The organism is Antrihabitans spumae (assembly GCF_043944905.1).
Lineage (GTDB): Bacteria > Actinomycetota > Actinomycetes > Mycobacteriales > Mycobacteriaceae > Antrihabitans > Antrihabitans spumae.
The window spans coordinates 225766-247395 of sequence record NZ_JBIMSN010000016.1 but is presented as its reverse complement, the minus strand read 5'-3'; the positions used below and the strand labels follow the sequence as shown (position 1 = coordinate 247395).

Sequence of the window (21630 nt, the reverse complement as noted above, 5' to 3'; positions counted from 1 at the left end):
AAGATCGAAAACCCAATCCGAAACAGATCAAGCCGGCACGTCAGCCCGGAGAAAGATCTGGGCTAACTCGTCGATACTTCCGTCAGGATTGTCGTCGACGGCGAAAAACTCGTTGCCGACGTTTGCGTGCAGTGTCATCACTTCCTCCTCGCTGCCGGATTTTGGGCAGCCGAGCAGTATGCGTCACGGCACCGACAAGTTGCATCCGGATTTTCCGCACGGGCGTCGTACTGGGCGGCGTCGCGGAAAGTTGTCGGTGGCTTCTGTCAGTCTGTTCGGCTCCTCCCTGGAGCATCCACTGACAGGAGAGAAACAATGAGATCACCCAAGTTTCGGGTCCGCGCGTCCGCTCGATCGGTCGCGCTGCTGGTCGCCATCGCATCGGCGGTTCTAGGTGTCGCCGCGTGTACGGCAACCGATACCGCAGACGAAAGCGCCCTCGCAACATCAGCTGTGGTGCCGACTCGTAGCGCTGCGGAAGTGTCTGCGAGCCAGGCGGCTTCGGCATCTGCGTCGGCGGCAGCCGCAGAATCGGTGCGCCTCGAAGCTGAAGCGCGGGCGGAGGCGGAAGCAGCGAGGCTGAATCCGGCGACCTACTCGTCCATCGAATTTCGCGACTACGCATTGCTCGTCAAGGATCCCGACGCACACGCCGGTCAGAAGGTTGTTGTCTATGGCCGGGTTACGCAGTTCGACTCCGCGACTGGACCGCAGAACATGCTCGTACGTACGGCGAACGCTCCCCAGGACTCAGTCTTCGACTACGACATCAACACGATGGTCGAGGCATCGAGTCAAACGTTGAAGCCCGTCGTCGAGGACGATCTGGTCACCATCTACGCCGAAGTCGTCGGGTCCTACACGTACGACACCCAGCGCGGTGGGAACACGACGGTGCCCAAACTTCGGGCCAACATCGTAGAAGTCACCGGATCCGCGGCCAACTAGCCAGACAACCCCACCAACAAGAAACTGAAGGAAACATTATGAACAAGAACATCTTTGCCGCCGCGGGCGCACTATCCGTTGCTTCGATCGTCGCGTTCGCGGGTCCAGCTACGGCAGGTCCGGTCGGGCTGATGGACCAGAACGGCATCTACGTCGTTGGGGTCGATATACATCCCGGCATCTACACGTCGACCGGACCGTCGAGCAAGTACGGCTGCTACTGGGAGCGACTGTCCGGCACGAGCGGAGATTTCGACGACATCATCGCGAACGACTTCGTCGACAGCGGACGGATGCAGGTGACCATCAAGCCTACTGACTACGCGTTCAACACCGAGGACTGCGGGACGTGGACGATGGTTCCGCCGAGGCCAGGGACGGGGTCGTCGGGGAGCTAGGTGGTTCCGGGTGCGACGGCCGGCTACTGGTTCGGTGCCGACCGTCGCGGCCGACTACTCGAAGTAGTCCTCATCGACCTCGACGACGGTGAACGTGTCACGTACCTGGACGCCGATGTGGTACTTGATCATCAGCGATGTCAGCCGCTGACCGTCGATGAGGATCACCCGGGCGCTGATGTTGTTCACGTAATCTCTTGCACCCTGAGAGAATTGGCTGGTTGTGATGAAGACTCCGCGTGCCGCGCCGACGCCGTGCAAAGCGCCGACGAAGGCCTGGATCGCTTCGCGGCCAACGGTGTTGTCGGCGGCATAGCGCTTCGCCTGGACGTAGATGCGCTCGAGTCCGAGTGGGTCCTGATCGATGACGCCGTCAACGCCGCCGTCATTTGTGCCGCCGATCCGAGTGGCTCGCTGCTCAGCCCCGCCGTAGCCCATCGCGACAAGCAATTTGAGGACCGCGTGCTCGAGGAACTCCGGATGCTGGTCGCGTAGGCGCTTAAGTAGGTCGATGGCCACCGACTTGTGGACGCGCGCGACGCCTGCCTCGATTTGCTCGAGCGGTTCCGCATCTGAATCAATCTCTTGTGGAGCGTCTTCCGTGACCGATGCACTCGCGGCAGGCACGTAGGCCTTGTATGCGGGAACACTCTTGAGGATCTTCTCGTTGATGCCGTTTGGGTGTGCTGCGAGCATCTGGCGTCCGGCATCGGTGATCACAAACGTCGCACGCACGGGCCTACGGACCAACTCCGCTCGGTTCAATCCGCTTAACGCCCAACCGATTCGGTTATCAGCGCGGCTTTTTCCGGAAGGTAGGGTTTCTTCCAGCTGCTCGGGAGTCAGGCCAATATGGTCGAAGACCGCAATGTGCAGGTCGCGCTTGCTCCACGTCGCACCATCGGCGAGGACTTCCAAAACCGGCGTGAGAAACCCGTACCAAACTGGCATTCCTGAGACGGGCCCGGGCGCCGTCATAGTTCGCCCCTGAATGCGCGGGATTGGAGTGCCTGAAATAGAGTTTCCAATTGCTCTGTGGCTAGCAATTGGTTTCTCTTTGTTCTCGAAATCTCCCGGATGCGTTCCTTGAAGGAAGACTGAAGGTTCATCGGGGGTATAGGGAGTGGAAAGTTCTTCAATTGCGTGCTGTTGATCGATGCGATACCCGTGGTTTGTTTCGCGGACCGCAGGAAATACGCCTTGCCGTGCCGACTGCCGATGCTCCAGTTCATGTAGACCGGGTCGACGGCGTCAGACGTTGAACGGACTCTGAAAATATGGTTCTGATGAATCGTCAAAGGGAGTTCTTCGCGCCACAACGTGCCTCGTCCAAGTTTATCTGGATCGCCTCCCTCCGTCAGAAGCAGGTCGTTGTATTTAAGTCGGTATCGTGAGATCTCAGCTTCAGTAGCTTCAATTTCCTTTACAGTCGTCAAATCCAGATTCTTGTCCTGGACGTTTGCAACCGTCATATATGGAACAGTCGTCGTCGGTGTGCCCTCGCTCAGACGTCGTCCCTTTGTTATTCCAGATGCCACGTCTGCAACCTCACCAAGAGGTCGTATTAGATGAGGCGTATCGGAGTCGAAGGTTTCGATGAAGACTGTCTGTGCCAACTCATCGAGCCTGCTGAGGGCCTCGCGACGCTTGGTTCGGAGAGCGTCCGCATGATCGAGGATCGCCGCTATCCTGCGCTGCTCGGGGAGGGGTGGGAGTGGTATATCAAGCGCTGCAACGTCTCTCGGATATAGGTGGATTCCATTAACTATCTCTCGAAGTCGTCCACGTGTTGCTGGGTGATTAATCCAGTGCGACATAAAACCCGGGTCCAGCGACTCGCTGCTTGGCCGCACAACAAGCCATTCTCCGGTTGCCAGCGCATCGTAGGCCTGCGGACTCGCACGGTATGTCTTCGAAGCAACATGGGTGGCGCTATGCGCCGCATTCAGAATTAGTAAATCGCCTTTACGGACAAATTTGGAGTTGTACTTCGCAGCGTACGTGTCGTCCACGAACGATTGAAACGGTCCGCGGAAGGTTCCAAGGCCATCAACATCGCGAATCTTTAATACGGGGTATCCAGATTCCCGCTGCTCTCCTTTTGGTGGTGTCTTGCCGTTAAAGACCTCAGCGACATCGCTAAGTCGCCTCGTGGGCCATTTTTTCACTCCGCACCCCCCAGCAGCATGGCCCGCAACTCGGCCATTCCGTCGGCGATCTCTTTTTCGAGCTGGTCGAGCTCGTCAAGGATCTCTGTCGGCGACCTGTGCTCGATTTCTTCGTGCACGATCTCTTTGTAGCGATTGAGGGACAGGTCATAATCCTGTGCCGCTATGTCAGCCTTCGGAGCGCAGAAGGACTGATCTGTTCGTTCTCGATCCTTTTCGGTCGAGTTGCGGGACTGCCAGCGCTTCAGAACGTCCGGCAAGTTGTTCTTCCCGTGCTCCTCGTCAGTCAATACAGCGAGAGCGCCCAACTTCTCGTCCGAAAGCAGCGGAGTTCGCTTGTCGTCCAGAGACATTCCGTCGGCTGTGACTTCGTAGAACCAGACCTTTTCGGTACCGCCCGAGTTGGTTTTGGTGAAGAACAAGATGGCCGTCGATACGCCTGCATACGGCTTGAACACTCCGGATGGGAGCTTCACGACAGCATCGAGCTTGTGGTCCTCGACGAGCGTCCGACGAAGTTCCTTGTGCGCTTTGGACGATCCGAACAACACGCCGTCTGGCACGATCACTGCCGCTCGACCGCCTGGCTTCAGCAACCGCAGGAAGAGTGCGACGAACAGCAATTCCGTTTTCTTGGTTTTGACGATTCGCTGCAAGTCTTTTGCGGTGTTCTCGTAGTCGAGCGAACCCGCAAACGGGGGATTGGCCAACACCATCGAGTAGGCGTCGGCGTCGCCAGTGTTCGACTCCGCGAGTGAGTCGCGATAACGCACATCGGGCTGCTCGACGCCGTGGAGCAGCATGTTCATCGAACCGATGCGCAGCATCGTGTTGTCGAAATCGAAGCCGTGGAACATCTGACGATGGAAGTGTTCGCGCCACTTGCCGGAGTTGATGGCGTCCGCATGGTGAGCACGCATGTACTCGGTCGCGGCTACGAGGAAGCCGCACGTGCCGGAGGCTGGATCGACGATTGTGTCGCCCGGTTCTGGGGCGAGCATCTCGACCATCAACTGAATGATGTGACGGGGTGTGCGGAATTGGCCGTTCTTGCCCGCCGAGGAGATCTCCGACAGTAGGTACTCGTAGACGTCGCCCTTGGTATCCAGGTTGTCCATCGGAACCGCGTCGAGGAGGTCTATGACACGCGACAGGAGGCTCGCGCTCGGAATTGTCAGTCGCGCGTCCTTCATGTGCTGTGCGTAGGTGGACTCGTCGCCGCGCATTTCGCGGATATATGGGAAGACCCGATTGGCGACGACATCGAACGCCTCTTCGGGATGCATGTTTTTCAGCCGTGACCAGCGCAGATCGTCGTAGTCGCGACCCAGTTCGTCTTTGCCGAGGCGGAAGGGATTGTCGACCAGTGGTTCGTCCAGCAGTGTCGCCCGCTCGAGAGCGGTGGTCTGCTGATCGTCGAGTCGCTTGATGAACAGCAAGTACGTGAGCTGCTCTACTACCTCCAGCGGGTTCGACATCCCGCCAGACCAGATCACGTCCCAAATTCGGTCGATCTGGCTCTTGATTTCACCGGTGATCATGCGCGCCCGTCCCCACTCTGTTCGGAATCCACCAGCACCGTATATCGGCGGCGCCCTGACACGATGCAAGCCCGGTCTAAACTCGCGACGTGCCGACTTCCGATGCCGTGATCGAGACTGCGATGCGTTCGGCGATCTCCGCGGCAGAGGGTGTTCGCGGGACCACGTATCCGAATCCGCCTGTCGGCGCGGTGATTCTGGATGTCACCGGCGCCATCGTTGGTACCGGCGCAACCCAACCTCCCGGCGGACCGCACGCGGAAGTGGTGGCACTCCAGGCAGCAGGTGAGCTCGCCCGCGGCGGGACCGCTGTCGTCACCCTGGAACCATGCAACCACTTCGGCCGCACCCCGCCGTGCACGAAGGCTCTGATCGACGCCGGCATCGCGACCGTACATTTTGCTCTAGGTGATCCGAATCCAGCGGCGGCCGGGGGAGCGGCGGCGCTACAACAGGCCGGTATCGCAACCCACGCCGGGGTATTGGCCGACGAAGTCGCGGCAGGCCCGCTGCGCGCGTGGCTACACAAACAACGCACCGGCCGACCCCACGTGACCTGGAAGTATGCAGCCAGCCTCGACGGGCGCAGTGCCGCAGCCGACGGCACGAGCAAGTGGATCACCGGACCGATTGCCCGAGCACAGGTCCACGCAGAACGCGCCAAACTCGACGCCATCATCGTCGGCACAGGGACCGTGCTCGCCGACGATCCGTGGCTGACAGCACGTCTGCCCAGTGGAGAATTGGCCTCGCATCAGCCGGAGCGGGTCGTCGTCGGACATACAGACATCCCGTCGACGGCTCGGATTCTCGACAAGGCTGCGCCGACATTGGTTCTGAAGACCAGGGACCCGAACGAGGTTGTCGACGCTCTCGCCGAGTACACCGACGTTCTTCTGGAAGGCGGACCGACGTTGGCGGGGGCGTTTCTCGAAGCCCGCAGAGTCGACCGGATCCTCGCCTACATCGCGCCCGTTCTACTCGGCGACGGGCGGTCGGCGCTCGGCGGCGCTGGCATCGGGAATATCGAGCAGGCGTTGCGGTTTCGAAGGGAGAGCGTCGAGACGATCGGACCCGACGTTCTGTTGTCGTTGGTCCAGTTCGACAGCACGATCAATCACTCGGAGGAATGAACGTTGTTCACAGGAATAGTCGAAGAACTCGGCGAGATCGTCGCGAAGGACGACCTGAGCGATTCCGCTAGGTTCACCGTCCGTGGACCACTCGTGACTTCGGATGCAGGACACGGTGATTCGATCGCAGTGAACGGTGTCTGCCTGACGGTCGTCGATGTAGTGGACAACACGTCGTTCACCGCCGACGTGATGAAGGAAACCCTCGACAGGTCGAGTCTGGGCGCTCTGAATGTCGGCAGCGTCGTGAACCTCGAGCGTGCGGCCGCGCTGAACAGTCGCCTCGGTGGTCACCTGGTCCAGGGGCACGTCGACGGCACCGGGCGGATCCTGTCGCGAACCCCGTCGGAGCACTGGGAGATCGTGCGCGTCGCACTGCCGGACCCGATCGCTCGCTACGTGGTGGAGAAGGGCTCGATCACGGTGGACGGCATCTCGCTGACCGTGTCGTCGCTCGGCGTCGACGATTCGGGCGACTATTTCGAGGTGTCGCTCATCCCGACCACACTGGAATTGACCAACCTCGGGCGCGCGGTGGTCGGCGACCCGGTGAACCTCGAGGTCGATGTAATTGCAAAGTATGTCGAGCGGCTGCAACTGCGCGGCTGACCTCGCCGTAACCTTCTAGTGACAGCCGATTGAATTGGAGCGCAGGCACGTGACCAGGTTCGACAGCATCGAGCGGGCGATCGCAGACATCGCCGCAGGTAAAGCAGTTGTCGTGGTCGACGACGAAGACCGCGAGAACGAAGGCGATCTGATCTTCGCGGCCGAGAAGGCGACCCCCGAGCTGGTGGCCTTCATGGTTCGCTACACGTCCGGCTATCTGTGTGTTCCGCTGTCGGGCGAGGACTGCGATCGGCTCGGCCTACCGCCCATGTTCGCGACGAATCAGGACAAACACGGCACTGCCTACACGGTGACCGTCGACGCGCGCGAAGGAATCGGAACAGGCATTTCCGCATCCGACCGGGCCGCGACGATGCGCCTGCTCGCCGATCCGAGCACGGGCGCCAACGACTTCACCCGTCCCGGCCACGTCGTCCCACTCCGTGCCAAGGAGGGTGGCGTCCTACGTCGTCCCGGGCATACCGAGGCAGCAGTGGACCTCGCGACGATGGCCGACCTCCGGCCCGCCGGCGTGATCTGCGAAATCGTGAGCCAGAAGGACGAGGGTCATATGGCCCAGACCGACGAGCTGCGCGTTTTCGCCGACGAACACAACCTCGCGCTCATTTCCATCGCCGACCTCATCGCCTGGCGACGCAAGCACGAAAAGCACGTCGTGCGTGTTGCCGATGCTCGGATTCCGACGCGGCACGGCGAGTTCCGCGCAGTCGGGTACCAGAGCATCTACGACGACATCGAGCATGTGGCACTGGTCCGCGGCGACATCCCGGGAGCGGACGGCAAGGGTGACGACGTGCTCGTTCGCGTGCACTCCGAATGTCTCACCGGCGACGTCTTCGGTTCGCTGCGGTGCGACTGCGGACCGCAGCTGGACGCCGCGCTCGACATGGTTGCGCAGGAAGGTCGCGGCGTCGTGTTGTACATGCGTGGCCACGAGGGTCGCGGCATCGGTCTGCTGCACAAACTGCAGGCCTACCAGCTGCAAGACCAGGGCCAGGACACTGTCGACGCGAACCTGCAGCTCGGTCTGCCCGCAGACTCCCGCGACTACGGCACGGGTGCGCAGATCCTCGTCGACCTCGGCATCAGCTCCATGCGGTTGCTCACCAACAACCCGGCGAAGCGGGTCGGCCTCGACGGCTACGGTCTCCAGATCACCGAGCGGGTCCCGATGCCGGTTCGCGCGAATGCGGAAAATCTGCGTTATCTGCGAACCAAACGCGACCGGATGGGTCACGACCTGATCGGTCTCGACGATTTCGACGCGGGCACGGCCCGATGAGCGGGTCCGGCATTCCCGATCTGAAACTGGCCGAGGCGAAGGACATCAAACTTGGCATCGTCGCGTCGCGGTGGCATACCGAGATCTGCGAAGCGCTCGTTGCCGGCGCGCAGCGAGTCGCCGATAAGGTCGGCATCACCGATGTGACGATCGTCCGAGTCGCGGGAGCGGGCGAATTGCCCGTTGTCGCACAGACATTGGCACGCTCCAACGATGCGGTTGTTGCCTTGGGTGTTGTCATTCGCGGTGGCACACCACATTTCGAATATGTCTGCGACGCCGTCACGGCCGGCCTGACGCGGGTGTCGCTCGACGAGAGCACCCCGATCGGTAACGGTGTCCTCACCACCGACACGGAGGCGCAGGCGCTCGACCGCGCAGGCTTGCCCGGATCGGCGGAGGACAAAGGCGAACAGGCTTGTGCGGCAGCGATAGACGCCGCACTCACGTTGCGCGGGCTGCGCCAGCCGTGGACAAGGCAGTCGTCCTGATGGCGTGGGATCTCGAAGTGCGGCCACACCGCACCACCCGACTGGCCATCGCGTTCGCGATCGCGCTGGTGCTGTTCTTCATCCTGGTCGGTGTATTGCTGCGCCGTTCGGATACCGGTGTGTTCTTCCAGCCTGCCGACCAGGCGGCGATGGTGGTCCTCGGGTTCATTCTCGCTGGTGCTGTGCTGTTGTTCACAAGGCCGCGACTGCGCGCGGACGCGTCCGGAGTCCGCGTCCGCACCTTGTTCACGGAGAAGGCCGTGGACTGGGACCTGGTGCAGGACTTGACCTTTCCTGACGGCGCAGCCTGGGCCCGGATCGAACTTCCCGACGACGAATACCTTCCGGTCCTCGCGATTCAGGCGAACGACCGCGAACGTGCCGTCGACGCAGTTCGGCGTTTCCGCGCACTCGGCGACAAGTACGCGGGCCAGCGCTAGTCGGGGGCTAGCCGCTCGACTTGTCGCCCATCACCGCACCTTCCCGTCGGGGATCAGCTCCACCGATCCAGCCGGAATCGTCTCGCTGCAAGGTGGACAGCCCGCTCGATTGTGGTGCGACGGACACCTGATGGCCGAGCGCCCGAAGTTCCTTGACGAGTGGATCGTCCGCACCGTCGTTGGCGGCGTTGACATTCGGGTGCTCACCGCCGATGCCGGTCGCCGGTGTGTTGGCGGCACCGAATGCGATGGCAGAGACCGCCTGCTGCGGATCGAGTCCCCAATCGAGCACGCCGACAAGTGTTTTGACGACGAACTGAATGATCACCGAACCGCCGGGTGAACCGGCGACAAGGGACACGTCACCGCGAGTGCCGTCGTCGTTCAGGTCGAAGACGAGGGTCGGAGCCATCGAACTGCGCGGCCGCTTGCCGGGTTCAAGTCGATTCGCCAGCGGCACACCGTCCGGGCCGACAGGCTGCGCGGAGAAATCGGTGAGCTGATTGTTGAGGACGAACCCGTCGACGACGTGGAACGACCCGAACGCCGACTCGACCGTCGTCGTCATCGCGGCCACGTTGCCGTACTCGTCGGCGACCGAGATGTGGCTGGTGCCGTGTTCTTTGTCCTGGCCGCCGTTGCTGAGCGGCACCGGACCGAAGTCACCTGGCTGCGCGGTACCCATGCTCTTGCCTGGGTCGATGAGTGCTGCCCGCTGCTTCAGGTAGTCCTCGTTCAGCAGCGTGTCCGTCGAATTGCCAGGCAGCGGTACGTAGTCGGAGTCGGCGACGTACTTGTCACGATCGGCGTAGGCGAGGCGCTCGGCCTCGGTGATCAGGTGCACGGCCTTCGCGTTGGGTACACCACCGTTGGGGTCGTCGACGTTGGTCGGCCCCAATTCGCCGAGATCGAAGTTCTCCAGAATGCCGAGCGTCGCCGCAACGGCAGTGCCACCCGACGACGGGTTCGGCATGCCGCAGATGTCGTGATCTCGATACGACGTGCACAGCGGCGTCCGCTTTTTCGCCTGGTAACCGGCGAGGTCTTCGAGGGTGATCTGGCCGGGTGTGCGCCCACCGCTCGTCGTGGCGGTGGCGTCGACGATGGCCTGCGCGATCGAGCCGGTGTAGAACGCATCGGCGCCGTCGGTCGCGATGGCTCCGAGTGTCTTTGCCATCGCCGGGTTGGTCAGCCTCGTTCCTTCCGGCTTCGGCGTCCCGTCGGGGTTGAGGAAGTAGGCGCGAGCGTTCTCGTCGACAGCGAGATCCTTGGCAGACTCTGCGATCTGCTGAGCGAGTCGTGCACTGATGTCGAGCCCCTGGTCGGCGAGCGTGATGGCGGGGTCGAAGAGTTCGCGCCACTCCTTGCGGCCGTGGTCGTTGTGCACCATTTCCAGCATCCGCAGCGCACCGGGCACGCCGATCGATCGTCCGCTCGCCCGTGTTGTCGGCTTGGGTTCGGTCTGATCGGTGTCACTGATCCAGCGCAGGTAGTTCTCGGTTGCCGATTTCGGTGCGGTCTCGCGTCCGTCGTAGGCCTCGACGCTCTTGGATTCGGCGTCGTAGTAGAGCAGGAACGCGCCACCCCCGATGCCGGACGACTGCGGCTCGACGAGTCCGAGGACGGTTTGCGCGACGATCAGCGCATCGGCCGCGGTGCCGCCGTCACGAAGCACCTCGCACGCTGCCTGTGTTGCGAGCGGGTTTGCGGTCGACACCGCGTACGACGACGTCTGAACTGCGACCATGTTCGATCGATAACCGGTCGCGATCTCGGGATTCGTCGACAGATTCTGCGTCGTCGGCGGTCCGCCGGGTGGTGGCGGCGCAGGTGCTGCAGTGACGGGTGTTCCGTTGGGTGCGCTCGTGCAGGACTCGTCGGTGTTGGCCGCCGAGTCGTCGCTGCCGTCCTTGTCGTTCACTGAACACGCAGCGACCATGCTGAACGCGAGTACTGCCGCAACTGCGGCCCGAAATCCGATGACGGTTCTTGTGACGCGGGTCATAGTCCGACGCTAACCCGACTCGCCGCCGAATGGGAGTGTCCGAGGGCACGGCTAACCTGATTGTTGTGCCCGATCCCTCGACCTACCGGCCTGCCGCCGGATCCATACCCGTCGAACCGGGCGTCTACAGATTTCGTGATCAGCATGGCCGCGTCATCTATGTCGGCAAGGCGAAAAGCCTGCGTAGTCGGCTCAATTCGTACTTCGCCGACATCTACGGGCTGCATCCACGGACCCGTCAGATGGTCACCTCTGCGTCCAGCGTCGAGTGGACGGTCGTCTCGACGGAGGTCGAGGCGCTGCAGCTCGAATACAACTGGATCAAGGAATTCGATCCGCGCTTCAACGTCCGCTACCGCGACGACAAGTCCTATCCGGTGCTCGCTGTCACGCTCAACGAGGAGTACCCGCGGCTGTTCGTCTACCGCGGTGCGCGTCGAAAAGGGGTCCGCTACTTCGGTCCGTACGCGCACGCGTGGGCAATTCGCGAGACCTTGGATCTGTTGCTGCGGGTCTTTCCCGCCCGCACCTGTTCCGCGGGAGTGTTCAAGCGTCACAAGCAGATCGGACGTCCGTGTCTGCTCGGGTACATCGACAAGTGTTCGGCCCCGTGCATCGGCCGCGTCTCTGCTGCGGAGCATCGTGACATCGTCGACGATTTCTGCGACTTCCTCGCGGGCCACACCGACCGGTTGGTCCGACAGATCGAAAAGCGGATGCAGGAAGCCGCCGACGAACTCGATTTCGAGACCGCTGCCCGGCTCCGCGACGACGTCGGCGCACTGCGAAGGGCTCTGGAGAAGCAGGCCGTCGTCCTCGGTGCAGGCACCGACGCCGACCTCGTAGCCTTCGCCACCGACGATCTGGAGGCCGCTGTCCAGGTGTTTCACGTCCGCGGCGGCCGGGTTCGCGGTCAGCGGGGTTGGGTCGTCGAAAAGGCAGGCGAGGCAGTCGAAGTGGAGGCGACCACGGGGGAGTCAGGCGCGGCCGGGGGAGATTTGCCGATCCTCGTCGAGCAGTTCCTCACGCAGTTCTACGGCGAGGAGGTCGCACTCACCGACGGCGGCGAAGTCGAACAACCGGGTGCCGTCGTTCCACGCGAAGTGCTCGTACCCGCTTTGCCGCCCAACGCCGACGAGGTGCAGGAATGGTTGTCGGGATTGCGCGGCTCCGCGGTGCAATTGCGGGTCCCGCAGCGCGGTGACAAGAAGGCGCTGGCAGAGACCGTGCAGCGCAACGCGATGGAAGCACTTGCTCAGCACAAGCTCAAACGCGCGAGCGATTTCACGTCCAGATCTGCTGCGCTGCAGGGGATACAGGAAGCTCTCGATCTCGACACCGCGCCGCTGCGAATCGAATGTGTCGACGTCAGCCACGTGCAGGGCACCGACGTCGTCGCATCGCTCGTCGTCTTCGAGGACGGTCTGCCACGCAAATCCGACTACCGGCACTACGCCATCAAAGAAGCCGCCGGTGGCGGTCACTCCGACGACGTCGCGAGCATCGCCGAGGTGACGAGACGCCGATTCGTCCGCATGCGCCGCGATTTCGCGACCGGTGATCTGACGAGCGGCGCGGTTCCAGGCGATCTCACCGTCATCCACGACGACAGTCCGGTCGTCCCGGACGCGAACATCGATCCGCAGACCGGACGCCCGCGCAAGTTCGCCTACCCGCCCAACCTGTACGTCGTCGACGGCGGCGCGCCACAGGTCGCTGCGGCGGCGGAAGTGCTCGACGAACTCGGCATCACCGATGTCGCCGTCATCGGGCTCGCCAAGCGACTCGAAGAAGTCTGGGTACCAGGCGAGATCGATCCCGTCATCCTGCCGCGGACGAGCGAATCGCTCTATCTGCTGCAGCGAGTACGCGACGAAGCGCACCGCTTCGCGATCACGTTCCATCGCAGCAAACGGTCGCGGCGGATGACGGCGTCGGCGCTCGACTCGGTGAAAGGTCTCGGCGAAACACGTCGAACGGCGCTGGTGCTGCATTTCGGTTCCGTCGCGAGATTGAAGAAGGCGACCGTCGACGAGATCACCGAGGTTCCGGGTATCGGTGTCACGACAGCGAAGGCTGTTCTCGACGCTCTCGGCGCGGAATCGGAAACTGTCGTCGATGCCGGCTCGGCTTCGCATTCGGTGCAAGTAGGGAATGATGGCAGTGACTAGGGTTGCCAGCACACGCCGGTTTGCTTCGAAGTAACCAGCAACGATTCGACCGTAATTCGTGACCGAAGACGATGGGGGCAGACGCGGTGAGCGAGCAGGCGAACAGCGACCAGAGCGGGGACCAGGGCGTCGACGTCGTTGTTGTCACCGGTGTTTCCGGCGCGGGCCGTGGCACGGCAGCGAAGGTGCTGGAAGACCTCGGCTGGTACGTCGCCGACAACCTGCCGCCGGTCCTGATCTCCCGCCTGATCGATCTCGGGCTTGCGACCGAACCACCGATTCGACGCCTCGCCGTCGTGATGGACGTCCGCAGTCGGTTCTTCTCCGACGATCTCACCGAAGTGATTCACGACCTCGAGTCGCGATCCGTGCGCACCCGTGTGCTGTTCCTAGAAGCGTCCGACGAAGTATTGGTCCGCAGGTTCGGCTTCGCCCGCCGCAGGCACCCGTTGCAAAGCGAGAGCGCCGACGGCACGTTGTCGGCGGGAATCGCGCTCGAACGCGAGCGTTTGTCGAAGGTGAAAACGGCGGCGGACGTCGTCATCGACACCACGGCGCTTTCGGTGCATCAACTGCATCGCCGGATCGAGGAAACCTACGGGGTCGGCGGCGATGGCCCAGGATCGCTGCAGGTAACAGTCCAATCGTTCGGTTTCAAGTACGGGGTTCCGATCGACGCCGACATCGTGTTGGATTTGCGTTTTCTCCCCAATCCGCACTGGATTCCGGAGCTGAGAGAACAAACTGGGCAGGAGGCGGCCGTGCGGGACTACGTGCTCTCCCGCGACGGCGCCGCAGACTACGTGAAGACCGCGCATCGCCTGGTAGAGCTGACTGCTGCGGGCTACCGTCAGGAGGGCAAGCGGTACATGACGATTGCTGTGGGCTGCACCGGCGGCAAGCATCGCAGTGTCGCAATATCGGAGGCGTTGGCAGATTTGATCACCGATGACGAAGACGGCACTGCTGTGAGGGTCGTGCACCGCGATCTGGGTCGCGAATGACGGGCGATCAACCGTCCGTTGTTGCGCTCGGCGGGGGTCACGGTCTTTTCGCGACGCTCACTGCGATACGCAGGCTGACCAGCGCGATCACGGCCATCGTCACGGTCGCCGACGATGGCGGTTCGTCGGGGCGATTGCGTGCGGAACTCGGCGTCATACCGCCCGGCGATCTGCGAATGGCTCTGGCTGCACTGGCGGGCGACGGTGACAGCGCCGAGGTCTGGACCCGAACCGTTCAGCATCGATTCCGCGGAACGGGTGCCCTCGCCGGGCATTCCGTCGGCAACCTGATCATCGCCGGCCTCACCGAGGTCCTCGGCGACACAGTCGCCGCGCTCGACGAACTCGGCCGTGTCCTCCAGCTCGACGGCAGGGTGCTGCCGATGGCGCAGATCGCGCTGACGATCGAAGCCGACGTCGCCGGTCTCGAAGCCGATCCGCGTGTCAACCGCGCGATCCGAGGTCAGGTCGCCGTCGCGACCACGCCGGGGCAGGTCCGCAGAGTGCGGCTCATACCGTCCGATCCGCCGGCGTGCCCCGAGGCTCTCGACGCTATCGACAACGCAGACCTGGTGATCCTCGGACCGGGTTCGTGGTTCTCCAGCGTCATACCGCACGTACTTGTACCGGAGCTGCTCGAAGCGTTGATCGCGACACAGGCGCGTAAGGTGCTCGTCCTCAATCTTGCCGCGCAACCGGGAGAAACCGCAGGATTCTCCGCCGAGCGCCATTTGCACGTATTGTCCCAACACGCACCGGGTTTGGCGGTCGACCACGTCGTGATCGATTCGGGGTCGGTGCCGGAGGGTCGGGAACGGGATCATCTTCGCCGGGCTGCGAAGTCGCTCGGCGCACAGGTATTGTTCGCCGATGTCGCAGAGCCGGGCACGCACAAGCATCATTCCGGCAAACTCGCATCGGTGTTGGCGACACTCGCCCGACGCGATACGGACAGTTCGGGTCTCGGTGGAAAGGAGAGCGCCTCGTGGCGATGACAGCGGAGGTGAAAGACGAGCTCAGCAGACTCGTCATCACCCAGCAGAGCGCCCGTCGGGCCGAACTTTCCGCGCTGCTGCGGTTTGCGGGCGGTTTGCACATCGTCGGCGGCAGGGTTGTTGTCGAAGCTGAGGTCGACCTCGGATCCATCGCACGGAGGCTGCGACGCGAAATTTTCGAACTGTTCGGTTACGGCTCGGACGTCCACGTCATCAGCGCAGGTGGTTTGCGGAAGAGTTCGCGCTACGTCGTTCGCGTTGCGAAGGAGGGCGAGGCGCTCGCTCGGCAGACCGGTCTGCTCGACGTGCGCGGTCGTCCGGTCCGCGGTCTGCCCGCTCAGGTCGTGGGCGGAAGTGTCGGTGACGCAGAGGCAGCGTGGCGTGGCGCCTTCCTCGCACACGGATCCCTCACCGAGCCAGGTCGGTCGTCGGCACTCGAGGTCAGTTGCCCGGGTCCGGAGGCAGCACTTGCGCTGGTCGGAGCGGCGCGCCGACTCGGTATCGCCGCGAAGGCGCGGGAAGTTCGTGGCACCGATCGAGTTGTCGTTCGTGACGGCGAGGCCATCGGCGCACTCCTGACGCGGATGGGCGCGCAGGACACGCGGCTCACGTGGGAAGAGCGCCGGATGCGGCGCGAGGTCCGGGCTACCGCCAACCGACTCGCCAATTTCGACGACGCCAACTTGCGACGTTCCGCTCGTGCTGCGGTCGCTGCGGCCGCCAGGGTGGAACGCGCTTTGCAAATTCTGGGTGACGATGTTCCGGACCATCTCGCGGCAGCCGGCAATCTTCGCGTCGCGCATCGTCAGGCGTCGTTGGAGGAGTTGGGTCAGCTCGCCGAACCGCCGATGACCAAAGACGCTGTGGCAGGACGTATTCGCCGCCTGCTTTCGATGGCGGATCGCAGGGCGAAAGAGACGGGCGTACCAGATACGGAGTCGGTCGTCACCGCTGATCTGCTCGACGAAGCCTGATAACTACTGGTCGGTAGCCGAATTGGCGATCGTTTCTCGTCAGGGGCGTGCATTCGCGACGTGTGCGCGCACTAGGCTGGCAGCCGAAACCCATGCATAAATCCCATGGATAAACCTAAAAGGAGCAAACTGTGACGGTACGTGTAGGCGTGAACGGCTTCGGTCGTATCGGACGGAACTTCTTCCGTGCGGTCGACGCACAGAAGGCGCTCGGCACGACTGACATCGAAATTGTCGCGGTCAACGATCTGACCGACAATGCGACACTCGCGCATCTCCTCAAGTACGACTCGATCCTCGGTCGCCTGCCGTACGACGTCTCGCTCGATGGTGAAGACACGATCGTCGTCGGCGATCAGCGCATCACTGCACTCGCGCACCGCGGACCCCTCGCCGAACTGCCGTGGGGCGACCTCGGCGTCGACATCGTCGTCGAGTCGACCGGTATCTTCACCGACGCGGCAAAGGCCAAGGGCCACTTGGACGCAGGCGCGAAGAAGGTCATCATCTCCGCACCGGCCAAGGGCGAAGACATCACCATCGTGATGGGCGTCAACGACGACAAGTACGACGGCAGCCAGAACATCATCTCCAACGCCTCGTGCACCACCAACTGCCTCGGCCCGATCGCCAAGGTCCTCGACGACGAGTTCGGCATCGTCAAGGGTTTGATGACGACGATCCACGCCTACACCCAGGATCAGAACCTGCAGGACGCACCGCACGCAGACCTGCGTCGCGCTCGCGCGGCTGCACTGAACATCGTCCCGACCGGCACCGGTGCAGCCAAGGCCATCGGCCTCGTGCTCCCGCAGCTGCTCGGCAAGCTCGACGGCTACGCGCTCCGGGTGCCGATCCCAACGGGTTCGGTCACCGACCTCACCGCGAACCTGCGCAAGTCGGCCACCGCCGACGAGGTCAACGCAGTGATGAAGGCTGCAGCCGAAGGCCCGCTGAAGGGCATCCTGAAGTACAACACCGACCCGATCGTGTCCAGCGACATCGTGACCGATCCGCACTCGTCGATCTTCGACGCGCCGTTGACCAAGGCGATCGACGACCAGGTCAAGATCGTGTCCTGGTACGACAACGAGTGGGGTTACTCGAACCGTCTTGCCGACCTCATCGGCCTCGTCGCCAAGTCTCTCTGAGGCGCGCGCACGTGGCTGTGAAGACTCTGCAGAATCTGCTCGACGAAGGGGTCGAAGGTCGCGGCGTGCTCGTGCGCTCCGACCTCAACGTTCCGCTCGACAACGGCACCATTACCGACCCCGGCCGCATCATCGCGTCGGTGCCGACGATCAAGGCGCTGGTCGAGGCCGGTGCCAAAGTTGTTGTCACCGCGCACCTCGGACGTCCGAAAGGTGCACCGGACCCAGCCTTTTCGTTGGCTCCGGTTGCTGCGCGGCTGAGCGAAGAACTCGGTCGCAACGTGCAACTCGCAGGTGACGTCGTCGGCGGAGACGCCCTCGCCCGCTCGGAAGGACTGACCGACGGCGACGTGCTGCTGCTCGAGAACATCCGCTTCGACGCCCGCGAGACGAGCAAGGACGAGGCCGAGCGCACCAAGCTCGCCAAGGCCCTCGTCGAGTTGGTCGGTGACGACGGTGCTTTCGTCTCGGACGGTTTCGGTGTCGTACACCGCAAGCAGGCTTCGGTCTACGACGTCGCGAAGCTGCTGCCGTCCTATGCGGGCAACCTAGTCGCCACCGAGGTCGACGTGCTTGCCAAGCTGACCGAGGAGCCCGCACGGCCGTACGCGGTCGTGCTCGGTGGTTCGAAGGTTTCCGACAAGCTCGCGGTCATCGAAGCGCTGGCACCGCAGGTCGACACCCTGGTGATCGGCGGCGGCATGTGCTTTACCTTCTTTGCGGCGCAAGGCTATTCGGTCGGCAACTCGCTGAAGCAGGACGAGATGATCGACACCTGCAAGGACCTCCTCGACCGGTTCGCCGATGTCATTCATCTGCCGAAGGACGTCGTCGTAGCCGACAGCTTCTCCGCTGATGCCGAAGCGAAGGTTGTTGCGTCGCATCAGATTCCGGACGGCTGGATGGGTCTGGACATCGGACCCGAGTCCACCAAGCGTTTCAGCGCGGTGCTCGGTGCGGCCAAGACGATCTTCTGGAACGGCCCGATGGGTGTGTTCGAATTCGAGAAGTTCGCCGACGGAACCAGGGGAGTGGCCGAGGCAATCGCCGGAGCGACCGCCAAGGGAGCCTTCAGCGTTGTCGGTGGCGGCGATTCGGCTGCTGCTGTCCGCTCGCTCGGGCTGCCCGACGACGGTTTCTCGCACATCTCGACCGGCGGCGGTGCGTCGCTGGAATACCTGGAAGGCAAAGAGCTGCCAGGAATCACGGCATTAGAGGGCACAGCATGAGCCGCAAGCCGCTGATCGCGGGCAACTGGAAGATGAATCTGAACCACCTCGAGGCCATCGGCCTGGTGCAGAAGATCGCCTTCGCTTTGCCTGCGAAGTACTTCGACAAGGTGGACGTGACGGTCATCCCGCCGTTCACCGATCTCCGCAGCGTCCAGACCGTGGTCGAGGGGGACAAGCTCCTGCTCACCTACGGCGCACAGGATGTGTCGCAACACGATTCGGGTGCGTACACCGGCGAGATCAGCGGTTCGATGCTGGCGAAGCTCGGCGCGACCTACGCGGTCGTCGGGCACTCCGAGCGTCGCACGCTGCACGGCGAGGACGACGCGACCGTGCTGGCGAAGGCGAAGGCTGCGCTGAAGCACGGTCTGACGCCGATCGTCTGCATCGGTGAAGGTCTCGACATTCGCGAGGCAGGCAATCAGGTCGAGTACAACCTCGAGCAGTTGCGCGGTTCGCTGCAAGGTTTGTCGGCGGCCGACATCGCGAAGGTCGTCGTTGCCTACGAGCCGGTGTGGGCTATCGGCACCGGTCGCGTCGCGACACCGTCCGACGCGCAGGAAGTGTGCGGTGCGATTCGCGTCGAGCTGGCGAAGCTGGCATCCGACGAGGTCGCTGCCGGTGTTCGGGTGCTCTACGGCGGTTCGGTCAGTTCCAAGAACGTCGGCGAGATCGTTGCCGAACCCGATGTCGACGGTGCACTCGTCGGCGGTGCGTCACTCAAGGGTGAAGAGTTCGCGACCCTGTGTGCAATCGCCGCTGGTGGCCCGCTGCCCTGATGCGGCTACGCCGCTCGTGAGTCTTTTCGGTGGGCCCGCCCACCGAAAAGACTCACGAGCCGCTTGCGGCCTATCTCTCGGGAATCGCGCAGACCATTCCGTCTGCGATGCCGGTCGGACGCACTCCCAGCGCTTGATTTATTCGCGCCCGTTGGTTTTCCCAGGCAACGGCCCCGGCCAACTCGGCAACCTGTCCTCGCGTGAAGTGCTCGGACAAGGCAGTACGTAATTCCTCGAGGTCCACCGCGGGTGTGACAGTCATGGCCTCGGCGAATCCGATCACGAGCTTTTCGAGATCGGTGTACGCGTCGCTGGTTTTGTACTTCGGCAGGTCCCGGATCTGCTGTTCCGTGAGCCCGCCGTGATGCGCGAGCGCCGACCCGATGTCGAGGCAATACTCGCAGTTGATCAACCCCGCTGCTTTCAGCTCGGCGAGTTCCTTGTACTTCGGGTCCAAACGATTGCTGAAGATCAGAGCGAACTCGTAGAACACCGTGGCCAGCAGCAGCATCGGTCGCCTGATGAGCCAGCCCCAAAGATCGGTGCGATTACGTTTCGCGCTGGCCATGACCTTCGTGAAGTGCCAGATCCTTCGAAGCGCTCTCATCGGCGTGTGTTCTCCTTCGTTGTGGTGGATTTACCTTCGCGTGCGGTTGCGACGATTACAGCCAGAGGCAGCAGTGCAGCGATCGTGAGAACAAGTGAGTTGACGACGTTTTCGGCGTCACTGAGCCCCGGCGACGGATGGGTTGAGTGATAGATGACGTGAGGCAGAGCGAACGGCAGCAGCGAAACCCCTGCGATCAGCACCACCCGGCGATCACCCCACCACGCCGCAGCCAGCAGAAACACCCCCGTCGCGACGAACCCCGACCCGGCGTCACTCGCCAGATGGGCGTTGTACGGCGGTTCCGCGGCGACGAGCATCGGTCCGAATCCTGGAAACGAGCGATACCAACTCTCGGTGGCCGTCACGGCCCACAGGCCGGTGAAGAGTTGCGGCACCGCCAATGCGGCCAGGAGTACACGGGTCCACAGGACCGCCGGTCGATCAGGCTTGCTCACACCTACTCTTGGCGTTTGCTCCCTGTCCTGTAACGCCCGAATCGCCACCAGACTATGACAAGCGCCACAGCGAACACACCCTCCGACAGGTGTAGAGCGGCACCGTAGGCGAAGTGGGTCACCTCTGAGGCGCCATGGACCGCGAGCACAAGCCCGAGGGGTAGGCCCGCCACGACGGCGACGGGTGTCCAGCTCTTCCTGATCGCACCGGCCGCGATCGTGCCGGCAACGGCGAGATATGCGAAAGCACTTTCGAACGCGGCATGTGGTGCGTAGGGCTCGCCGATATTGCGCGCGATCCACTCACCACTGGTGAAAATGCTGATCCCGTGTGACGCGATCAGCAGCGCGAGAGCCGCGGCTACGAATTGCACGATCCGCCACTCTCGCTGCTCACGTGCAGTCTTCTGCGCGGCGATCCGCTTGTACAGCGATCGTGGAGGACGGGTCTGTAGGGACGTCGCCAACCACAGCACAGTGGGGTCGGTCGCCCGCGCAGGTGTGCCGGCGAGTGTGCGGGTGATGTCGTCGTCGAGGCGCTGCGCTGCTGCCAATTCTTCGGGATCGAAGTCTTCTTCGCTTGTCATGCCTTCATCACCTCCCGCAACTTGCCGACGGCGCGATAGACGAGCATTCGTGCCGCGGTGGCCGAGATTCCCATGGCTGCCCCGATCTGCTCGGACGACAGGTCGCTGCCGAAGCGCAAGGCAACTGCTTCTCGCTCCCGGATGGTCAACACGCCGAGGTGGCGTCGTAGATCATCGACGCCATCGAGGCGCAGTGCCCAACTTTCGGGACCGTCCTGCGCGTCGACACCGTCCGAGCCCGCGCCGTCGGAAGCGACGACCTCGACCGGTACTTCTCTGCCGCGCTTGCGCCACCAGTCGGCAAGAACATGCCGGGCGATGCCGATCAACCAGCCGCCGACCCGACCGAGTTGGGCGTCGTAGGTATCCCACGAGCGCATCGCCTGGGTGAACACCTCGCTGGTCACATCCTCCGCATCGGCATCCGATGGCAGCCGCGCCCGCACGTAGCGCCAGGTCGGCGCTACGTGTTCGCGGTACATCTCGGCGAACTCGGTAGCCACGTCGTCTTTCCTTCGCGCGGAAGAGGTCGTCCGTAACGTTCCACATCGACGAACAGGGACCGCCGACCGGGTCAGGGTGCGCGAACGGCCTCGAGCGGCCCTGTATTGTTGATCCCGAATTGCGCGCGTAGTC

General features: G+C 63.0%; 23 protein-coding genes. 15 read left to right on the top strand and 8 right to left on the bottom strand.

All coding sequences use genetic code 11. The features are described from left to right. The 3 genes from ACHIRB_RS04550 to ACHIRB_RS04540 all read left to right on the top strand — a co-directional run. A partial coding sequence (locus ACHIRB_RS04550) for a hypothetical protein (RefSeq protein WP_395127615.1) occupies positions 1-319 on the top strand: 319 nt, incomplete at its 5' end. Continuing rightward, the gene (locus tag ACHIRB_RS04545) at positions 316-948 is read left to right on the top strand and encodes a DUF2510 domain-containing protein (RefSeq protein WP_395123298.1); all 633 of its coding nucleotides are present in this window, start codon (positions 316-318) and stop codon (positions 946-948) included. The genes ACHIRB_RS04550 and ACHIRB_RS04545, both read left to right, overlap by 4 nt. 38 nt (positions 949-986) lie before the next feature. Then, positions 987-1346, top strand: a complete 360-nt coding sequence (locus ACHIRB_RS04540) for a hypothetical protein (protein WP_395123299.1) — start codon at positions 987-989, stop codon at positions 1344-1346. Positions 1347-1400: 54 nt separating this feature from the next. Here the strand turns inward: ACHIRB_RS04540 and ACHIRB_RS04535 are convergent, their stop codons facing one another. The 3 genes from ACHIRB_RS04535 to ACHIRB_RS04525 are packed head-to-tail and all read right to left on the bottom strand — an operon-like array spanning position 1401 to position 5055. Continuing rightward, positions 1401-2297 carry a restriction endonuclease gene (locus ACHIRB_RS04535; RefSeq protein WP_395127614.1) on the bottom strand — a complete coding sequence of 299 codons (897 nt, stop codon included), beginning with the start codon at positions 2295-2297 and terminating at the stop codon, positions 1401-1403. A 23-nt stretch (positions 2298-2320) separates the two neighbouring features. Then, positions 2321-3514, bottom strand: coding sequence for a restriction endonuclease subunit S (locus ACHIRB_RS04530; protein ID WP_395123301.1), 1194 nt, complete (start codon positions 3512-3514; stop codon positions 2321-2323). After that, complete coding sequence (locus tag ACHIRB_RS04525) at positions 3511-5055, bottom strand: type I restriction-modification system subunit M (protein ID WP_395123302.1); 1545 nt, start codon at positions 5053-5055, stop codon at positions 3511-3513. The genes ACHIRB_RS04530 and ACHIRB_RS04525 overlap by 4 nt, the downstream gene beginning before the upstream one ends. A gap of 122 nt (positions 5056-5177) precedes the next feature. Between ACHIRB_RS04525 and ribD the strand changes: the two genes are divergently transcribed. From ribD to ACHIRB_RS04500, 5 genes are read left to right on the top strand one after another with little or no spacing between them, the layout of a single operon-like run. Continuing rightward, entirely contained in the window at positions 5178-6188 is a 1011-nt protein-coding gene (ribD, locus tag ACHIRB_RS04520; RefSeq protein ID WP_395123414.1) for a bifunctional diaminohydroxyphosphoribosylaminopyrimidine deaminase/5-amino-6-(5-phosphoribosylamino)uracil reductase RibD, read from the top strand. Between the two features lie 3 nt (positions 6189-6191). After that, complete coding sequence (locus tag ACHIRB_RS04515; protein WP_395116179.1) at positions 6192-6797, top strand: riboflavin synthase; 606 nt, start codon at positions 6192-6194, stop codon at positions 6795-6797. A gap of 49 nt (positions 6798-6846) precedes the next feature. Beyond that, positions 6847-8100 (top strand): bifunctional 3,4-dihydroxy-2-butanone-4-phosphate synthase/GTP cyclohydrolase II, encoded by a 1254-nt coding sequence (locus ACHIRB_RS04510; RefSeq protein ID WP_199701114.1) that lies wholly within the window; start codon positions 6847-6849, stop codon positions 8098-8100. Next, positions 8097-8591, top strand: a complete 495-nt coding sequence (gene ribH / locus ACHIRB_RS04505) for a 6,7-dimethyl-8-ribityllumazine synthase (RefSeq protein WP_395115863.1) — start codon at positions 8097-8099, stop codon at positions 8589-8591. The genes ACHIRB_RS04510 and ribH overlap by 4 nt, the downstream gene beginning before the upstream one ends. Then, positions 8591-9031, top strand: coding sequence for a PH domain-containing protein (locus ACHIRB_RS04500; RefSeq protein ID WP_395123415.1), 441 nt, complete (start codon positions 8591-8593; stop codon positions 9029-9031). Before ribH ends, ACHIRB_RS04500 begins: the two co-directional genes overlap by 1 nt. A 7-nt stretch (positions 9032-9038) precedes the next feature. Here the strand turns inward: ACHIRB_RS04500 and ggt are convergent, their stop codons facing one another. Continuing rightward, a complete protein-coding gene (ggt, locus tag ACHIRB_RS04495) occupies positions 9039-11036 on the bottom strand; it encodes a gamma-glutamyltransferase (RefSeq protein ID WP_395123303.1) in 1998 nt (665 codons plus the stop codon). A gap of 65 nt (positions 11037-11101) precedes the next feature. On the opposite strand from ggt, the gene uvrC reads away from it, so the two are divergent. From uvrC to tpiA, 7 genes are all read left to right on the top strand, one after another. Beyond that, positions 11102-13207: an excinuclease ABC subunit UvrC gene (gene uvrC / locus ACHIRB_RS04490; protein WP_395115864.1), complete on the top strand. Its 2106-nt coding sequence runs from the start codon at positions 11102-11104 to the stop codon at positions 13205-13207. A 71-nt stretch (positions 13208-13278) separates the two neighbouring features. Beyond that, the gene (gene rapZ, locus ACHIRB_RS04485; protein WP_395115865.1) at positions 13279-14211 is read left to right on the top strand and encodes an RNase adapter RapZ; all 933 of its coding nucleotides are present in this window, start codon (positions 13279-13281) and stop codon (positions 14209-14211) included. Beyond that, positions 14208-15206 carry a gluconeogenesis factor YvcK family protein gene (locus ACHIRB_RS04480; protein ID WP_395115866.1) on the top strand — a complete coding sequence of 333 codons (999 nt, stop codon included), beginning with the start codon at positions 14208-14210 and terminating at the stop codon, positions 15204-15206. The genes rapZ and ACHIRB_RS04480 overlap by 4 nt, the downstream gene beginning before the upstream one ends. Then, positions 15203-16180, top strand: a complete 978-nt coding sequence (gene whiA, locus ACHIRB_RS04475) for a DNA-binding protein WhiA (RefSeq protein WP_395123416.1) — start codon at positions 15203-15205, stop codon at positions 16178-16180. Before ACHIRB_RS04480 ends, whiA begins: the two co-directional genes overlap by 4 nt. Positions 16181-16311: 131 nt before the next feature. Further along, positions 16312-17331 carry a type I glyceraldehyde-3-phosphate dehydrogenase gene (gap, locus tag ACHIRB_RS04470; RefSeq protein WP_199701128.1) on the top strand — a complete coding sequence of 340 codons (1020 nt, stop codon included), beginning with the start codon at positions 16312-16314 and terminating at the stop codon, positions 17329-17331. Between the two features lie 11 nt (positions 17332-17342). Further along, positions 17343-18560, top strand: a complete 1218-nt coding sequence (locus ACHIRB_RS04465; RefSeq protein ID WP_395123304.1) for a phosphoglycerate kinase — start codon at positions 17343-17345, stop codon at positions 18558-18560. Further along, entirely contained in the window at positions 18557-19342 is a 786-nt protein-coding gene (gene tpiA, locus ACHIRB_RS04460; protein WP_395123305.1) for a triose-phosphate isomerase, read from the top strand. The genes ACHIRB_RS04465 and tpiA overlap by 4 nt, the downstream gene beginning before the upstream one ends. Before the next feature lie 70 nt (positions 19343-19412). Here the strand turns inward: tpiA and ACHIRB_RS04455 are convergent, their stop codons facing one another. The 4 genes from ACHIRB_RS04455 to ACHIRB_RS04440 are packed head-to-tail and all read right to left on the bottom strand — an operon-like array spanning position 19413 to position 21497. Next, positions 19413-19949, bottom strand: a complete 537-nt coding sequence (locus ACHIRB_RS04455; protein WP_395123306.1) for a carboxymuconolactone decarboxylase family protein — start codon at positions 19947-19949, stop codon at positions 19413-19415. Further along, positions 19946-20407 carry a hypothetical protein gene (locus ACHIRB_RS04450; RefSeq protein ID WP_395123307.1) on the bottom strand — a complete coding sequence of 154 codons (462 nt, stop codon included), beginning with the start codon at positions 20405-20407 and terminating at the stop codon, positions 19946-19948. The genes ACHIRB_RS04455 and ACHIRB_RS04450 overlap by 4 nt, the downstream gene beginning before the upstream one ends. Before the next feature lie 2 nt (positions 20408-20409). Continuing rightward, positions 20410-20994 (bottom strand): hypothetical protein, encoded by a 585-nt coding sequence (locus ACHIRB_RS04445; RefSeq protein WP_395123308.1) that lies wholly within the window; start codon positions 20992-20994, stop codon positions 20410-20412. Next, positions 20991-21497, bottom strand: coding sequence for an RNA polymerase sigma factor (locus ACHIRB_RS04440; RefSeq protein WP_395115873.1), 507 nt, complete (start codon positions 21495-21497; stop codon positions 20991-20993). Before ACHIRB_RS04440 ends, ACHIRB_RS04445 begins: the two co-directional genes overlap by 4 nt. Positions 21498-21630: the final 133 nt, after the last annotated feature.

Excerpts from the sequence above, each read along its gene's own strand:
- ggt (WP_395123303.1), bottom strand. The coding sequence starts at position 11,036 with ATGACCCGCGTCACAAGAACCGTCATCGGATTTCGGGCCGCAGTTGCG.
- ACHIRB_RS04545 (WP_395123298.1), top strand. The coding sequence starts at position 316 with ATGAGATCACCCAAGTTTCGGGTCCGCGCGTCCGCTCGATCGGTCGCG.
- ACHIRB_RS04500 (WP_395123415.1), top strand. The coding sequence starts at position 8,591 with ATGGCGTGGGATCTCGAAGTGCGGCCACACCGCACCACCCGACTGGCC.
- ACHIRB_RS04535 (WP_395127614.1), bottom strand. The coding sequence starts at position 2,297 with ATGCCAGTTTGGTACGGGTTTCTCACGCCGGTTTTGGAAGTCCTCGCC.
- ACHIRB_RS04455 (WP_395123306.1), bottom strand. The coding sequence starts at position 19,949 with ATGAGAGCGCTTCGAAGGATCTGGCACTTCACGAAGGTCATGGCCAGC.
- ACHIRB_RS04540 (WP_395123299.1), top strand. The coding sequence starts at position 987 with ATGAACAAGAACATCTTTGCCGCCGCGGGCGCACTATCCGTTGCTTCG.
- ACHIRB_RS04525 (WP_395123302.1), bottom strand. The coding sequence starts at position 5,055 with ATGATCACCGGTGAAATCAAGAGCCAGATCGACCGAATTTGGGACGTG.
- ACHIRB_RS04445 (WP_395123308.1), bottom strand. The coding sequence starts at position 20,994 with ATGACAAGCGAAGAAGACTTCGATCCCGAAGAATTGGCAGCAGCGCAG.
- tpiA (WP_395123305.1), top strand. The coding sequence starts at position 18,557 with ATGAGCCGCAAGCCGCTGATCGCGGGCAACTGGAAGATGAATCTGAAC.
- ACHIRB_RS04480 (WP_395115866.1), top strand. The coding sequence starts at position 14,208 with ATGACGGGCGATCAACCGTCCGTTGTTGCGCTCGGCGGGGGTCACGGT.
- whiA (WP_395123416.1), top strand. The coding sequence starts at position 15,203 with ATGACAGCGGAGGTGAAAGACGAGCTCAGCAGACTCGTCATCACCCAG.
- ribH (WP_395115863.1), top strand. The coding sequence starts at position 8,097 with ATGAGCGGGTCCGGCATTCCCGATCTGAAACTGGCCGAGGCGAAGGAC.
- rapZ (WP_395115865.1), top strand. The coding sequence starts at position 13,279 with ATGGGGGCAGACGCGGTGAGCGAGCAGGCGAACAGCGACCAGAGCGGG.
- ribD (WP_395123414.1), top strand. The coding sequence starts at position 5,178 with ATGCGTTCGGCGATCTCCGCGGCAGAGGGTGTTCGCGGGACCACGTAT.